Below are 17041 nucleotides of genomic sequence, written 5' to 3'. Positions count from 1 at the left end.
AGGGAGACTCCTTTCTTCTTTTTTTATTGAGCAGCTTTTTTTAATCTTGATCCTACGTCACTTCCAAAGGTCACTCCTAAATCACCTAGCCATCTTCTATAGGCAATACTCAATCGGTCCGGATTCAAATGAAGCTCTGCTTGTAAGTCAAGCGGCAGCTCTTCTGGTTTTTGACTTTCCACAATACTGGTATCTTGTTCAATAATAAGCTGCTGAAAATCGCGGAAATATTGATCAGGTGCATCAAACGAATAGTTTCTAGAAACTAGCGCAAACACCGTGGACTTTCTTTCCTCTTCAGGTAAAACCGCAAACAGCATTGAAAAGATTTCACCCGTTTCATAGTTCACTTTTTTCAATCTTGCAACAGTAGGACGAAGAATTTCAAAGGTATAATAAATAGTCGCAAAGTTACCCGTACCATCTGCATCTGCGTACACAGCGATTTCATCAGAAACGTATCGGTTATCTTTCCAATGCACCTTATAATCAGGAATTTCGGCGTAGTCAGAGTGTCCAAGGCTTCCTTCGTGAACAAAAGCCAAATGGCTTACATCTAGAAAGTTTTCTACGACACGAGGAGCTGCTGCCTGCAGAGTATGAGGGTTGGCGCAAACCGTTTTGAATCCGGAGTTAAGATGTTCGCCATACAAGGGAAGAGGAGTATCACCCGCCTCTCTATTCATCTTCACCCATATAATTCCGTACTTTTCAACGCAGTCATATACCTGTGCTTTTGCTTTTGAAGGAATAGCTCTTCCCGGCGGCTGTTGAGGAATTTTGACACAAGCCCCGGCATCATCGTATTTCCATCCGTGATAAGGGCATACAATGCAATCATCTACCACTTTTCCAAGAGATAACGCTGCACCGCGATGGATGCACAAATCTTTAAATGCTTTAATGGCATTAGATGTGCGAAAAAGCACAACTCGCTCTTCTAAAATCGTTACTTGCAAGGGCTGATCTGTTAAATCATGTGAATAAGCTGCAGGCAGCCATTCCTTAGCCAATACTAAATCTTTAATCATCTGCATCGCCTCCGTACAATAAGTAAATTTATTTCTTGTTTATAAAAAAAACCGCAGAAATAGAAGGAGTGCTTCTAATTCCGCAGCTTTTTCGTTCCGTAAAACAGACTATAAGCGCGCGAAGATTCTACATGATTGCAGATAGAGCGACCTTAGCACTTCATCTACAATGACAATACGTGTTCATCGCTATTTTTTAAATACTTAAACCCTTATATATTGAATAAAGAGCGGCCAGCCGCTAAAAGCTTTTCTGTCCACTGATTTCTCTTAGTTTTACTTTATCAATTTCCCACTGAAAAATCTCTTGATTTGTAAGCACCTCTAACATGATTTTTTCGGTTAAACGAATAAAAGCTGCGGTTTTAAAAACCGCAGCTTGCTTTATTATGAGCTCATATAACTGGCTGTATATTTTTTCGTCTGCTTTTGTATTTCTTGATTTAAATGTTTGAAAAATGAGAGGGTTTCTTCATAATCCGTCGCTTTTTCATGAAACTTCAATGTAAGACTTTCTTCAAACAACGTTTCTCCTTGATGACCAACCGCTTTCAGCTGAACATCTGTAACAATACCTTGCGAAATCGAACATAATAAATAATTAAAGCAATGAACCGGAACGATATGCATGAGATGAAAATCATCGATAGTTCTATCACTTTTTGTTTTCTTAAATTCCACGGTGAGTTCTTCCGGATGAATAAACACATTTATATGCTGTTTGGACAAACAAGTAGGATTCATTTTTTGTGTATACTCACAAAATTCCAGTCCAATAAATACAGAATTCTCGGAGTCAGCTTCAATGAAGATTTGCGAATTTTTTACCATTGTCCTCGTCCTCCATATTCAATCTAGTTCCCCCATCACTCGCATTCAGTTGTAGAATATTTCCATCTTTTTTCTATTCTATCATTGATTTTTCTCAGTGCCTATTTAACAGGCGGAAGTTCTCTTTAAAAGAGAGGGAACTGACAGGCAGTTCTTTATGTGAGAAAAATAGACAAAAGACACCTCTTTTATTTTCTTGAGGTGTCTTTTGGTAGCATCAACCTGTATTACGCAACCCTGCTGCAATGCCGTTAATCGTTAATAACGCTTCTTTTAAAAGTTCTTCATTTAACGTTCCAGCCTCATCTTCACGCAGCTTGGAAATGACCTTAACTTGTAAGAATGTTAGAGGGTCCACATACGGATTTCGTAATTTAATAGATTCTTTAATCGTAGGAAGATGATCCATTAATTCTTTTTGACCTGTGATTTGAAGAATCATTTCTTTTGTGAGATTATACTCTTTTTTAATGGCGGTAAAAATCCGCTCTGAAATAGCCGGGTCTTGTACCATTTCCGTGTATTCTTTTGCTGCCATTAAATCTGCTTTTGTTAAGGCCATTTGCAGATTATCGACGGTCGAGCGGAAAAATGGCCATTCTTTATACATTTGCTGAAGAAGCTGTATATCTCCGGACTTCTCTACTAAATGCTGTAAGCCCGTACCTGCAGCGTACCAGGCTGGAAGCAGCTGTCTGCTTTGCGTCCATGCAAATACCCACGGAATTGCTCGCAAATCTTCAAAGCGATCACTTCCTTTTCGACTCATTGGACGTGACCCAATATTTAAAGCTCCCAGCTCAGGAAGAGGTGTAGCTTGTTTAAAATACGTTAAAAAGTCTGGATCTTTGAAAACAAGCTCTTGATACTTACGTAAAGAAGCAGTTGAAATCTCGTCCATTGTTTCTTCCCATTCATGTGTACGAATATCACATTGTTCAGCTTCTTGAGAAACATTTGCTGCCGCTGTAAGAAGAGCTGAGACCGCTTGTTCAAGGCTTCGGTAGGCAATGTCATATAAAGCGTATCTAGAAGAAAGAACTTCTCCTTGCTCTGTAATTTTCACGCCGTCTCCTAGCGTCTCAACAGGCTGAGATAAAATGCTTCGGTTTAACGGTCCACCTCCTCGGCCTAGTGAGCCGCCTCGGCCATGGAAAAACTTCAGACGAACTTGATACTTCCTCGCCATATCGTGAATTTCCTGCTGCGCTTTATATAGCTTCCAATTAGCAGTAAGCGTTCCTCCGTCTTTACTTCCATCTGAGTAGCCAAGCATAATTTCTTGCAAATCCTGCTGTTTCCTTAAGTGCTCACGATAAAAATCTAATTGAAATAGCTGTTCCATAATTTTAGGACCCGCTGTGAGATCATCAATCGTTTCAAGCAGCGGAGCTATATTTAACTTACTTTCAATGCGGCCATCTGCATGAAGGCGATAAATACCCGCTTCTTTGGCAAGTACCATGACTTCTAACAAATCACTTGCAGACTGCGTCATGCTGATTAAGTAGACTTCAATAGATCTTTCTCCAAATTCTTTATGTGCTCGATGTATCATATTAAATACTTCAATTACTTGCTGCGTTTCTTTAGAGTAATTCTCTACAAACGATAGCACAGGTCTTGGGTCTTGAAGAACTTTCCCTAACAGCTCAACTTTTTTCTCTTCTGTTAACGCTGAATAATCTTCAGCTAAAGAAACCGCATGGAAAATTTCTTTGATTGCCGCTTCATGTTCCCCGCTGTGATTACGGATATCAAGCGTTGCTAAATGAAAACCAAACAGCTCAACTTGGCGAATTAATTTACATAAGCTTTTTAACTGATAATCCTGAGGCTGGTGCTTTTGCAAACTGTCTTTGATTAGAAATAAATCATGTAGAAGTTCTTCCGACCTTTGATAACCCGCTTCCGACTCTCCAACTAAATTTAATTTATGAAGCATAATCGTAAGCTTGCAGCGATACACTTCGTGTTTGATTCTCCATCGCTTTTTCTCAGGCAGCAGAGATATTTCTTGATTAATAGAATCAAGAAGATTATCTGAAACTGCGACTCTTTTTGTAGACTGACTTAACCTTTGTCTCAATTGAGTAAGCGACTCTTTATATTTACGAATAGCTAACTTTCTTTGTTTGACAAGCGTTTGCCACGTTACTTTGGGAGTTACGTTTGGATTTCCATCCCGGTCTCCGCCAATCCATGAACCAAATCGAAGAATATTAGGCACCTTCCAATTTTCTTGGGGGTAATTCTCCTGCAATGAATTTTCCAACTCCTGATGAAGTTGAGGAAGCACTTCAAATAACGTTTCATCAAAATAATATAATCCATTCGATACTTCATCCATTACGGTTGGCTTGCGATCTCGCAGTTCATTTGTTTGCCATAAAATCAACACTTCGCTAAACAGTCTTTCTTCAATTTCCGTACGTTCGCGTTTTGTTAACGTTGGATTATCCAAATTTTTCAGAAGCTCAGCCATTCGTTTATGAATATCAAGAACACTTCGTCTAGTGGCTTCTGTTGGATGAGCAGTGATGATGAGCTCTAGAGATAAAGTTTGAAGCAAGTTAGCAATTACGTCTGGCGCCACGCCATTATTTTTAAGCGAAACAACGGCACTTTCCAATGAGCCCGGCTGCATAATAGAATCTTCTTGCTGCTGATATTCCCGTCTGCGACGAATTCGATGATTTTGCTCTGCAATATTAACTAAATGAAAATAAACTGCAAATGCCCGAATAACCTGCTCGCGCATCGGCTGTTCAAGAGTAACGATTTCATTTTTTATTTCTTTATAGATAACTTCATCTTTGTTTTCTCTAAGTGATTTTGCTACTTCGCGTATTTTTTCTACTTTGTTGAGCAGTTCTTCTCCACCTTGGTGAACCAGAACTTTCCCTAACAATTGACCAAGAAATTTTACATCACGGCGCAGGGCAGTGCTGCTGTTTTGTCTTTCTGCTGCTTCTACTGTTACCATTAGACACGACACCTTTCTTTATAAATGTTGTACTTTTTAAACTTTTTAGAAAATTATATTAAATTCATATTACCATGAACGAAAATAAATTTCATATAATTTTATTTCCTCCTCTCGTTCAGGAGAGGAGATTCATCAAATATAAAAAGAGGTTAAGACATAACTAAATGAATCCAATCTAAAGACGAACAAATGGGATACATAAGCTGAACCGCTTGTGACACCGCAGTGGATTACTGTGCAAGACTTTGCTTTCTGCGGGCGGTCGATGAGCCTCCTTGTCTCTTTCGCTTTTCCCCCGTAGTCTTCGTCTTGCTCTCCAATCAACTGCTAGAAGGAACGAAACAGATGAAACCTACGTTCACCATAACAAAAAAAACGAACCACTAATCAAACACGTTGATCAGTGGTTCGTTTTTCATTTGAGCTAAAACACTTTTGTCTCGGCCTCTCTTTTATGCTACCAAGGTTGTCCTAAATCCAATACCGATGCCAGCTCATTGCTTTTTTTACGCACTTGTTTACGCGTGGCAGCACGATCTGCCCCCGTTTGAAACAGGTATTTTTCTTCTTCTGTTTCTGGAATAAGCTCCGGTACTGCACGAGGCTTTCCATCATCATCCATTGCCACAAAAGTTAAAAATGATGTGGCTGCAATTTGACGCTCCCCGGTTTTTAAATTTTCTTTAATCACTTTCACAAACACTTCCATGGATGAACGACCTGTCCATGATACGTATGACTCCAAACATACAGAATCCTGAGGCGTAATAGGGTGCAGAAAATGAATAGAGTCTGCTGAAGCTGTTACACACTCTGTACGACTGTGACGATAAGCTGAAATGGACGCAATCATATCAATATCACTCATTAACTTTCCACCAAATAACGTATTGTGATTATTAATATCATTAGGAAAAATGCGGCTCGTTCGAACAGCCTTTGTATCTTTACAATAATTTGCTTTCATTAGTAAGAACCTCCATTGATGCCTATCATAATAAGAATAAAAGAATGAATGAACCTATACTAGCATATTTTGATAAATTTAGCTTTACAAAAAACTCGTTGATTTATTTACAGAAAACAAAAAAGAGAAGAAAAATTCTTCTCTTTTTTTGTCTATCGAATATAGCTTGATCCAAACGTTTTACCTAAAGAATCACTGTATAGGTCACTTGACTTTACAGTCCATTTCCCATCTTCTTTCACCATAAAAATTCGTAGGGGACGACTTCCTTCTTTCGTTTCTAATTCATTTACAATATCTTTGAAATGAGAAGCCGCAAACTCTTCAGAGTGTTCTGTATCGTAATCTTTCGTTTCATCTGTATATGCTCGCTTAAGCTGCGATACGTATGAATACAAGTCTGATAAATTAAGAGTAGTGTACTCCACCTCTACTACTGCTTTATTATTTGCATTCGCAATCACATTTGTTTTTACACTTGCTTTTTCTTTTAAAACATCTTTATACATGTTAAAAAAGTCTTTTTTTGCTTTGTCGGTTAAACTATTAGAAAACGCACCTTTTAATTCTTCGTTAAACGCTTTTTTCTGTTCTTCTATAACAGCTGTTTTATCTGCTGTTACATATTTATCATAGTCTACGTTTTCTTTATTTAAGTAAAGGACTTCTGTATAAGCTTGCAGAGCTTTTTCTGGGTCTTGCAGCTTATTATAGCTTTTCGCGTATTTCTTTGTATCCAGTGTTAATGTCACTTCGTCAATTTCTTCATCATAATCAGATGATTTTGGCTGAAGCCCAATTTTGTACTTGTTATCTTTTTTGACTTCAAAGACAAACGTTAAATTTTTTTGCTTTCCAGCACCAATTTTGTCAGATGCACTGCTTTCTAGTCCGAGCTCACGACTGTTCACTCCCGTTTTTGGAGACAGCTGTTCATCTCCTTCGTACAAATAAACACCGTCATAATCCGATAAAGATATACTGTTTTTGGAGACATTTTTCACTTTTAAATCAACTTTCAACAGCCCTTTTTCTTCACTTGTATCTCCTTCATCACTATCTACTAAAATGTAAGAAGCGCTGTCAATAGATACTTCAATCGCCTTATTTTTAGCCGAAGTGGACCCTCCCGTTTCCTTAGAACTGTTGCAAGCCGCTAATACTAGCATAAGTACAAAAGCTAAAGCCAAAACATTCATTTTTTTCACAGCTGCCTAATCCCCTTTATTTTGTTTTTTTAGAACTTTATCCCAAATAAAGGTTCCCTCTGTATAAATACTTAAACCTTAAAATCTATATTTTTTACAATATTTTGATAAAAACTAAGTCTAAACTCTCCACTCACCTAAATAAAAAAACACGAGCACGGGCTCGTATTTTTTTATTTAGATTTAAAATTTTCTTGATTGATTTGTTCAGCTTCTTTCATATATCGGTTAGCTTTGCCACTTTTAATTCCCCAGTAATAAAAAGCTAATGATACGCAAGCAATCACTAGCATATCCCATCCGAAAGGCAAAATATTTTTGCCTCCGAATTTTTCGCTTCCTATGTAGGAAATAAAAATCATGCACGCTAAATAGATAAGCATCCAAGCCCCGGTTAAAAATTCTTTTTTAAAGCCCACCCATTTATTTTTCGCTTGGTAATAAAAATAAACAGGCAGGCCAATTGCCATAATAAAGATCACTTCACCTGTAAGTGGCCACCTTGCCCAGTAAAGCGTCAAGGAAGCAAAAACGAAGCCGCATGGCGCAATAACTGATGCCCCTTTTAAATAAAATGGACGGTAAAAGTGTGAAGCCGTTTTTCTTAATGTTATAAGCGCTACAGGACCCATAATATAAGAGATAAGCGTCGCTACTGAGATCACTTCTGCTAAGACACCCCATCCTCTAAATAAAAAGAGAAACAAAAAGCAAGCTGCTAAATTTAGCCACATAGCTGAGCGCGGGACATTGTAAAGTGGATGAAGAGTACCAAATATCTTTGGCAAATATCCATTTTGCTGCATCCCGTATAACATTCTAGAAGTAGTTGCCGTATATGTAGCACCTGTGCCGGAAGGAGAAACAAATGCGTCTGCGTATAACACAATTGTTAGCCAGTTAATTCCAAGCGCAATCGCTAAATCAGCAAAAGGAGAATTAAAATTCAAATGATTCCATCCATCAGCAATTGATGACGGACTTACTGCTCCGATAAAAACAATTTGCAATATAATGTATACAATTCCTGCAATAAAAATTGAACCAATTACAGCTACCGGAATCGATTTATTAGGTGATTTTGCTTCTCCTGCCATATTTACAGGACTTTGAAACCCATTAAATGCAAACACAATACCTGATGTTGCCACTGCCGTTAAAACACTGGCCCACCCATAAGGGGCAACCCCATGCTCACTTGAAAAGTTTCCACTATGAAAACCAGCAAAAAATAAAGCCCCTGCCGTTAAACCAGGAATAATTAATTTAACAATCGTAATAAATGAGTTTGCTTTAGCAAAGAGATTTACCGTCCAATAGTTCATAAAAAAGTAAACGAATAATAACAAAGACGCAACTGCCAACCCCTTGGACGTCAAAATTCCATTATCTACTAATTCGTGAGTCCAGCGAGCCCATTTCCACGGCCAAGTACTCATATATTGCACAGATGCAATAGCCTCCACTGTTATCGTTGAAGCGATTGAAATCCAGTTAGCCCAAGCAGCCAAAAAACCAATAAATGATCCGTGTGAATACTGAGGATATTTAACCATCCCCCCTGCTTGTGGAAACATCGCGCCCAGTTCAGCATATGATAGAGCAATGGTCAAAATAACCACCATTCCAATAACCCATGAAAAAATAGCCGCGGGTCCCGCAATTTGAGCTGCTTTCCATGCTCCAAACAGCCACCCTGAACCGATAATCGAACCTATGCCTGTCATGGTTAAAGCAAATGTTCCCATCTTCCTTTGCATATTGCTCATCCAAATCTACTCCTCTTCCCTAGGAAAATAAAAAAACACTTGCGAAAATTTCTCAAGTGTTTGCCCAGGCGCGCGGCTTATACGCTATATGCTCCCCCATGGTCATCCATGTTGCGCCAGTCACATATAGGAATATATTTTTTATCAGTATATAACATTCATTTCTATTACTCAATACACAAAAATGTTTACATTACTTTTATAAAAATAATAAATTATTCGTAAAATTCCGAATAAAACTTCTAAAAACCTCTTTTTAATTACAAAAATAACTAAAATCCTATCTTTTCTTGTTGTTTGATTCTTTTACTCCACGAGTAGATTACCTTCTAAAGATTATACTAATATATAGTATTCATTTACATAATAAGAATTAGCAGCTATATATCCATAGAATTCTTGCACTAGACCCTTTACTTATATACAATATGAAGAAAAGATACTAAAGTGAACTGTCCACCACTTAGCTACGCTTGAAGTGGGAGACTTCTTTTAGGAAAACGTTAAAACCTACATATCATGCACTTCGCAACAAATGAAGTACTTCGAGCAAACTTCTCTGTTTACGCAAGCAAAAAACAGGGAAAATTACGAAAAAAGATTGTTAGAGGGATGCTTATGAATTATGCAAATGTAAAAGTTCTTTATTTTGATGACGACGGAACCATTCCAAATCACCCTCGTCTTCCAGTTTTATTGTATGAACACGTATTTATTAGTAAGAAAGAGAAAGTGGAGAGCATTTTTAATTCTCACAACTGGAAAAACAGCTGGGTAGGTGGCATACATGATTTTCACCATTACCACAGCAATTCCCATGAAGCACTAGGCGTAATTAGCGGATCTGCACGTTTAAAACTAGGTGGACATATGGGGGAAAATATCGTGGTGCACGCTGGCGATGTGCTCGTACTTCCTGCAGGAACAGGGCATATGCGTCTGCAGTCAACTGCTGATTTTAAAGTGGTTGGAGCTTATCCAGAGGGCATGGATTACAATTTACGAACAGGAAAACAAACTGATCGCCCTCACGTATTTGATGAAATTGCACAAGTACCTATTCCTACAACAGATCCTGTTTATGGCGACAAAGGACCATTGACAGAGTGGTGGAACTAGACAAGCACTTATTGTCTAGTTTTTTTATTTGCTCTGTTTTATTCTTTCCATGAATCTCTATTTGAACATACAAATTCTTTTCTTATGATGCAATAGCAATATACTTTATCTCAGCGAAATAACAAAAACTTCCCGGTCAAAACTAAATTTCTTCTTTTTCGTGCTTTTTTTGCTTCAAGAGCAGCTTCGCTTAGATTATTCCCCTTTTTTTCTTTCATAATCATTTCAAATATACTCTCATCACAAGCTCTTTTTTGTTTTTCTAAAAAAATTTTCATAGATTATAACGAAATTTTCAAAAAACTTATTGCTTTACCATGTCAGACTTGCTATCATAGTGAACATTGTTAGATAAATTTTTAATAGGAGGAGTAAAATTGAACAGAAAATTCATAATTTTTATTTTATTCATCATTCCATTTATTGCTCAATTCGCTGTTTTACCTTTTGTAAATAACATTCATCCAATTATTTTTGGATTACCTCTTTTGCATTTATGGTTATTTTTATGGGTCTTCTTAACGCCTGTGTGTACATTTATTATTTATCGTTTACAAAAATCTTGGGGGGACATTGAATAATGCAAGGAAATTTAACGGCACTTTTAATCACATCAGCAATTGTTCTTGTTGTTATCGCGATTGGCTTTATAGCAGGACGTGACAAATCATCTAGAAGCTCAGTTGAAGAGTGGGCTGTAGGTGGAAGACGTTTTGGAAGCCTGCTCGTCTGGCTTTTAGTAGGAGCAGATTTATATACTGCTTATACATTCCTAGGTCTTACAAGTACAGCTTATCAGGGAGGAAGCATCGCATTTTTTGCCATCCCTTACTCTGTTTTAGCCTTTTTAATTTCATACTTTTTTCTTCCAAAGCTTTGGACTGTTGCTAAAAAGCACAAACTTACTACGCTTGCTGATTATGCCAGAGAACGTTTTAGCAGTAAATTTCTCTCCTCTTTAATTGCTATAGTAGGTGTATTGATGCTCATTCCATATATTGATCTTCAGCTTAGCGGTATTCAAGATACCCTTCGCGTTGCAGGAACTGGCTACATTAACGTAAAAGCAGTCGTTATTCTTTCATTCTTTCTTGTGGCTCTTTATACCTTTTTCAGCGGAATTAAAGGTCCCACATATACGGCAATTATTAAAGATATTTTAGTATGGGCCATTATGTTATTTATGGTTGTTTCTCTGCCAATTATGCATTTTGGAAGCTGGGGCAACATGATCGACAATGTTGCAAAGGATGCACCTCAGCTATTAACGATCCCAACACAAGGACCTAAAGGCATTCCATGGTTTATTACAGCATCACTCGTATCTGCTTTAGCTTTATTCATGTGGGCTCACGCTGCTACAGGTGTTTTCACTGCTAAAAGTGCAGATTCGCTTCGTAAAAATGCTGTCTTCTTACCTCTTTACAATATTGTTTTAATTCTAGTCATCTTCTTAGGGTTTATTGCTTATCAAGTATTACCTCAAGATACAACGGATCCTAGATTAGCATTATTAACCTTGATTCAATATTCATATGGCGGCATTGGCCAAGGCTTAGCTTATGCAACGATTGCTCTTGCTTCATTAATTCCATGTTCTATCATGGCTATCGGAGCGTCTAACTTATTTGCAAATAATATATTCAGAGATTTAATTAATCCAAATGTACAGGGTAAAACATTAACAATGGTTACTCGTTCTATGGTTTTCGTTGTTATTGGACTGGCACTTTTATTCGGTTTATTATTCCCTCAAGCGCTTGTTTCCCTACAGTTACTAGGGGTATCTGGTATGGTACAAATCTTCCCGGCTATCGTTATCAGCCTGTTCTGGAGAAATCAATCGAAAGAAAGTACGATTGCTGGATTAGTAGTAGGGCTAGTTGTAACGTTTACCGTCCATGCCACAGGAAATTCATTTGGTCTTTATGAAGGATTCTGGGGATTATTATCTAACTTACTCGTAGTTGTTATTTTAAATCCAATCTTTTCGGCCAAAACAAAAGCAGCAACTAACGGCGTGAAAGAAACACTGTTTTCTAAAGGCACTACGCAAACTGAATTAAAGAAAAACGCATAAAAAAGTTCAGCCAATTGGCTGAACTTTTTTTAGATAATATTCTCTTTTTCAGAAGGGGGTGGAGTAGATTCTCTTTCCCAACATTCAATATTTTGATTGTTTTCTAACGCATCTCTATAAAAGACTGGATTTTTTCCTTCCTTTTTCTGCTGAGTATAGTCATGCAAGGCGGAAAATGCCACTTTCGATAATAGAAAAATAGCAATCAAGTTCACGACTACCATCATCCCCATAAATAAGTCTGCCAAATTCCATACAAGCTGAAGCTGAGCAATCGATCCAAAAATAACCATCGCTAAAACACCTACACGATAAGACCAAAGCCACATCTTATTTGAATTTAAAAACTCAATATTCGTTTCTCCATAATAATAATTGCCAATTAACGTACTAAAAGCAAATAGAAATACCATGATAGCTAAAAACCCTGATGCCCAAGAGCCAATATGGGTACTAAGAGAAGCCTGCGTTAGTTCAATGCCGCTTAGTCCCTGCTTATAGGCGGGGGATAAGAGAACGATAAATGCTGTGCTTGTACAAATCACGAGTGTATCCGTCAAGACACCAAATGCTTGGATAAGACCTTGTTTAACTGGATGACTCGTCACTGCAGTTGCCGCCGCGTTGGGAGCACTTCCCATACCTGCTTCATTGGAAAACAGTCCGCGCTTTACTCCATTGATTAACGTTGCACCAATTGATCCCCCAAGCGCCTGTTCAAATCCAAATGCATTTTTCACAATTAGAGATAGAACCGCAGGCATTTGATCAATATTTTTAAAGATAATGAACAGAGCCATTCCAATGTATAAAACGGCTAATACGACCACGATGTATTCCGATATCTTGGCGATGCGTTTGATTCCGCCAAAAATAATTACCGCAAATATAACTGTCATAATAATCCCAACCAACAAGCGGCTCGTTCCAAAAGAGTTCTCAAATGCTAGCGTAATCGTATTAGACTGCACAGCGTTAAACACCAGGCCGAATGATAGTGTAATGAGTACAGCAAATAGCCCGCCCATCCACCTTTTATTTAACCCTTTTTCCATATAATAAGCGGGTCCTCCTCGAAACCCGTTTGATCCTTTTACTTTATAAATTTGAGCGAGTGTACTTTCTACAAAACTTGATACTGAACCGATAATGGCAATAATCCACATCCAAAATACAGCACCCGGGCCACCAAGTGCAATAGCAATCGCTATCCCTGTAATATTTCCCGTTCCTACTCGAGCTGCCATGCTTATGCAAAAAGCTTGAAACGGGGAGACTCCTCCACCTTTAGCCGCTCGTCCTTCTTTCAAAACAAGTACCATTTCTTTCAACATGCGAAACTGCAAAAAACGAGAGCGAATCGTAAAATAAATACCAATTGATACAAGTAAAATAATTAATAAATTCGACCAAAAAAAATCATTGATGACGCTAATCACACTTTCGATTGCTTGTTGCATGCCTATCACCTCATTAAAAATTTGGTAGAACAAATGCAAAACATGAAAGTTTTTTCTCTTGGTGTTTATATTATTGAAGCCAATGAAGAGTACGTAAATAGACTAAAAAATACTCAAATCCCATTCTTTTGCGATTTTTTTTAGCAGCGTAACGCCTTTTACGCTATTCCCGTATTCATCAATAGCTGGACTGTATATTCCGATACCGCATCCGTCTGGAAATGGAGACTGCTTTTTCGTATTAGGTGGCACCAATGACATGATCCCTCCCGATACACCGCTTTTAGCTGGCATACCAACAAATGCCGCAAACTTTCCTGAAGCATTATACATACCGCATGTAAGCATGAGCGCTTTTGTTAATTTAGCTACTTCTTTTGGAATTACTTGTTTGTGAAACACTGGATGGTATCCGTCTAATGACAGAATTAATCCAATCAGTGCAATATCTTCAGTCGTTACTTCAATTGAGCACTGCTTTAAGTAAACCTCTAGAACTTCTTCTACTTCTCCTTGCAAGTAGTTCGTTTCTTTTAAATAGTAGGCAAGCGCACGATTTCGATGAGACGTTTGCCATTCTGATTCAAAGACCGTTTCATTAATGAGTGGTGTTTTCCCGGTAAGCATCGTTATCACATCAAACAAATAGCTTAATTTTTCTTTTGCCGTCTCCCCAGATAAAAGAGATGAAACCGTTAAAGCACCAGCGTTAATCATAGGATTGAACGGCTTTCCTGGTTTATGCATTTCCAGTCTTATAATAGAATTAAATGCATCTCCAGTCGGCTCTACATCCACTCTCTCTAGCACATAAGGAATGCCGCAGCATAAGCAAGCTGCTATAAAGCTAATGACTTTGGAAATACTTTGAAGAGTAAATACCGATTCATAATCTCCAGATTGGATAACTGTTCCGTCAGCACCAATCAAACAAATACCTAATTGAGACGAGTCCATATCTTTCAGCGCTGGAATGTAATCAGCCGTTTTTCCTTCTGACGAAAATTCTTTTATTTGTTGCACCCACTCATGTAACCGGTCTTTTGCAGTGAGCTGTAAGTAAGACATTTCCTGTTCAATTTCTCTTTTCATTAAAATCACCTCATCACTTAATTAACCTTTTATTTTAAAGCGCTTTCATAAAGCGAGATTTCATTTTCGTTTTTAATGTACAATGCAACCTACGAGAGCATACAAAAACCTACAAAACTTTTTGGAATTATATTTTTATCTTTGACACTCTTCTCCATTGTGCTGGACGCTGTCACAATGTATACTAATTCACGAATCACTTCAGGAGGTGAAATTATCTGAATTTTAAATCTTTCATTCGAAAAGATCCGTACATTTTATTGCTCATGCTCATTACTGTCCCGCTGGCGGGAGAGTTAAAATTTTATCCGTTAAATGAAACATTTCGAATTACATTTGGAGCTCCTACATTTTTCTTTTTCCTGTTGCTTTTAAAACGGAAAACCGTTTTAGCCGGGGGCTTGTTAACCGCTTTAAGCGTCGTTCTCTTTCGCATCATGCTCGATTATATCATGCTCGATCATTTTCAATTTGCGGCTTCTGCACATACGCATTACCCTACGTTTTTCTTCTACTTTACGTATGCACTTTTATTTTTTATTTTTAAAGTAAGCCGCATGAACTATAGTGCTATTGTAATTGGAGTGATTGGACTCATCATTGAAATTGCTGCTGATGTAGTGGAACTAACTGCGCAGTATATAGTTTTGCACACAACAATCCATGTCGATTCATTATCTGACATGGCCGTTATTGCTTTTGCTCACAGCTTCATTGTACTTAGCTTTTTTAATATGATGACGATTTATGAATCACAGTCACGGGAACGTCAAATTCGCAAACAAAATGAGCACATGCTAATGCTCATTACAAGCCTTTATGAAGAAACCGTTCATTTAAAAAAGACCCTTCATAATACAGAAGCCATTACAAAAGCTTCGTACGATTTATACCGTGTATTAAATCAGCAGGAAAAAGATCATTCTGTGCTAAACCAAACGCTCAGTAAAAAAGCGCTTCGGATTGCGGGAGATATTCACGAAGTAAAAAAAGACAACCAGCGTATTTTTGCGGGCTTATCTAAAACAATTTCAAATGAAAGTTTCCAAAATTATATGAAAGCAGAGGAATTAATCGAGCTGATCGTACGCATCAACAAAAAATATGCCGATTCTCTTCACAAACAAATTACCTTTTTTTCTTCTGTAAACGGGGAACATTTCAGCTACCACGTTTATACCATTTTATCGATCATTAATAACTTGGTAGCAAACGCAGTGGAGGCGATTAAAGATGAGGGAAGGATTGTTTTATCGGTACATAGACAAGCTGAACATGTAGAATTTCATGTACAAGACAACGGTCCTGGAGTACCTTTAAAGTACGAAAAAGCTATTTTTGAACCTGGTTTCACCTCAAAGTACGATCAATTTGGAAACCCCTCTACTGGGATTGGTCTTTCTTATGTAAAAGATATTGTTCAAGAACTTGAAGGTACGATTAAAGCTACACAAGAAGACAGCGGAATGACCTTTATCATTCAAATCCCCCTTCGTAATCTAATTCAGAAAGGATGAGTTTATGCGATTTTGTATTACAGATGACGATTCAGCTATTCGTTCAACGCTCAGTCAGCTGATTGAAGATGAGGATTTAGGAGAAGTTGTAGAAGAAGTCGTCGACGGAAGCTTTTTAGATGCCTCTACGTTAAATTTAAAACAAATTGATATTTTATTTATCGATTTACTTATGCCAGGACGGGACGGAATCGAAACAATCCGTCATTTAAAAGATTCATTTAACGGAAAAATGATTATGATTTCACAGGTAGAGTCCAAAGAATTGATAGGAGAGGCTTACTCATTAGGAATTGAATACTATATTACAAAACCAATTAATCGAATTGAAATTTTAACGGTTATTCGAAAAGTAATGGAACGAATCTCCCTTGAGAAATCAATCGACGATATTAAGAACTCATTGAATAGTTTAGCGACAGCTCATCACGCTCCCCCTTCAAGCCAGCCGATAACGAAACAAGCCCATCTATACGATGTAGGAAAATTCTTATTAGCCGAGTTAGGTATTGTAGGAGAAAATGGTGCAAAAGATTTACTGGATATTTTACAGTTTCTGTACACTTATGACCAAAGAGAAAGTGTGGAAAAACATTTTCCTTCTCTAAAAAATATTTTTGTAAATGTTGCAGAGAAAAAATTAGGAGCTCACGCGTCTTCTATTGAAATTAACCGTGAAACCAAAGCTTGTGAACAGCGTATAAGACGAGCAGTTACTCACTCACTAAATCACTTTGCTTCTATTGGATTAACAGATTTTTCAAATCCAAAGTTTGAAAATTATGCTTCTAAGTTTTTTGACTTTACAGCCGTTCGTAAAAAAATGAAAGAATTGCAGGGAGATTCTAAAATTTTGCCGATTCGCATTAACACTAAAAAGTTCATTCAAATATTCTTTTTTGAAGCAAAGCGCTTGTTAAGCAAGGAAAAAAGCTGGTATTGATAGAAAAGACGGAGAAGGTGCAAATACCTCTTCCG

General features: G+C 37.6%; 13 protein-coding genes and 1 riboswitch. Of the genes, 5 read left to right on the top strand and 8 right to left on the bottom strand.

Annotation, left to right across the window (positions count from 1 at the left end; all coding sequences use genetic code 11):
• Positions 1 to 23: 23 nt before the first annotated feature.
• From LJC66_RS03850 to LJC66_RS03825, 6 genes are all read right to left on the bottom strand, one after another.
• Positions 24 to 1031 carry an aromatic ring-hydroxylating dioxygenase subunit alpha gene (locus tag LJC66_RS03850; RefSeq protein WP_050689300.1) on the bottom strand — a complete coding sequence of 336 codons (1008 nt, stop codon included), beginning with the start codon at positions 1029 to 1031 and terminating at the stop codon, positions 24 to 26.
• A gap of 387 nt (positions 1032 to 1418) precedes the next feature.
• A complete protein-coding gene (locus LJC66_RS03845; RefSeq protein ID WP_050689301.1) occupies positions 1419 to 1862 on the bottom strand; it encodes a hypothetical protein in 444 nt (147 codons plus the stop codon).
• Positions 1863 to 2079: 217 nt separating this feature from the next.
• Entirely contained in the window at positions 2080 to 4848 is a 2769-nt protein-coding gene (ppc, locus tag LJC66_RS03840) for a phosphoenolpyruvate carboxylase (protein WP_098332467.1), read from the bottom strand.
• A 460-nt stretch (positions 4849 to 5308) separates the two neighbouring features.
• Complete coding sequence (locus LJC66_RS03835) at positions 5309 to 5818, bottom strand: acyl-CoA thioesterase (protein ID WP_013055518.1); 510 nt, start codon at positions 5816 to 5818, stop codon at positions 5309 to 5311.
• Between the two features lie 152 nt (positions 5819 to 5970).
• Positions 5971 to 7017, bottom strand: a complete 1047-nt coding sequence (locus LJC66_RS03830) for a DUF5105 domain-containing protein (RefSeq protein ID WP_230932160.1) — start codon at positions 7015 to 7017, stop codon at positions 5971 to 5973.
• A gap of 182 nt (positions 7018 to 7199) precedes the next feature.
• Positions 7200 to 8795 carry a glutamate/serine transporter AimA gene (locus LJC66_RS03825; protein ID WP_230931816.1) on the bottom strand — a complete coding sequence of 532 codons (1596 nt, stop codon included), beginning with the start codon at positions 8793 to 8795 and terminating at the stop codon, positions 7200 to 7202.
• Between the two features lie 55 nt (positions 8796 to 8850).
• Positions 8851 to 8929, bottom strand: a riboswitch (ZMP/ZTP riboswitch).
• A 385-nt stretch (positions 8930 to 9314) separates the two neighbouring features.
• Between LJC66_RS03825 and LJC66_RS03820 the strand changes: the two genes are divergently transcribed.
• From LJC66_RS03820 to LJC66_RS03810, 3 genes are all read left to right on the top strand, one after another.
• Positions 9315 to 9914, top strand: a complete 600-nt coding sequence (locus LJC66_RS03820; protein WP_081085187.1) for a cupin domain-containing protein — start codon at positions 9315 to 9317, stop codon at positions 9912 to 9914.
• A gap of 377 nt (positions 9915 to 10291) precedes the next feature.
• Positions 10292 to 10495 (top strand): DUF3311 domain-containing protein, encoded by a 204-nt coding sequence (locus tag LJC66_RS03815; protein WP_028407546.1) that lies wholly within the window; start codon positions 10292 to 10294, stop codon positions 10493 to 10495.
• Positions 10495 to 11994, top strand: coding sequence for a sodium:solute symporter family protein (locus LJC66_RS03810; protein WP_050689306.1), 1500 nt, complete (start codon positions 10495 to 10497; stop codon positions 11992 to 11994). Before LJC66_RS03815 ends, LJC66_RS03810 begins: the two co-directional genes overlap by 1 nt.
• 29 nt (positions 11995 to 12023) lie before the next feature.
• Here the strand turns inward: LJC66_RS03810 and LJC66_RS03805 are convergent, their stop codons facing one another.
• Positions 12024 to 13454 (bottom strand): alanine/glycine:cation symporter family protein, encoded by a 1431-nt coding sequence (locus LJC66_RS03805; RefSeq protein ID WP_050689307.1) that lies wholly within the window; start codon positions 13452 to 13454, stop codon positions 12024 to 12026.
• A 102-nt stretch (positions 13455 to 13556) separates the two neighbouring features.
• A complete protein-coding gene (locus LJC66_RS03800; protein ID WP_028407543.1) occupies positions 13557 to 14546 on the bottom strand; it encodes a glutaminase in 990 nt (329 codons plus the stop codon).
• Between the two features lie 266 nt (positions 14547 to 14812).
• Between LJC66_RS03800 and LJC66_RS03795 the strand changes: the two genes are divergently transcribed.
• On the top strand, positions 14813 to 16063 hold the full coding sequence (locus LJC66_RS03795; RefSeq protein WP_217599001.1) for an ATP-binding protein: 1251 nt from the start codon (positions 14813 to 14815) through the stop codon (positions 16061 to 16063).
• 4 nt (positions 16064 to 16067) lie between these two features.
• Positions 16068 to 17006 carry a response regulator gene (locus LJC66_RS03790; protein ID WP_050689308.1) on the top strand — a complete coding sequence of 313 codons (939 nt, stop codon included), beginning with the start codon at positions 16068 to 16070 and terminating at the stop codon, positions 17004 to 17006.
• The last annotated feature ends 35 nt before the right edge of the window (positions 17007 to 17041 follow it).

Origin of the sequence: Priestia sp. TSO9 (assembly GCF_021029645.1) — a bacterium.
Lineage (GTDB): Bacteria > Bacillota > Bacilli > Bacillales > Bacillaceae_H > Priestia > Priestia megaterium_E.
This window is presented reverse-complemented; position numbering and strand designations above follow the sequence as displayed.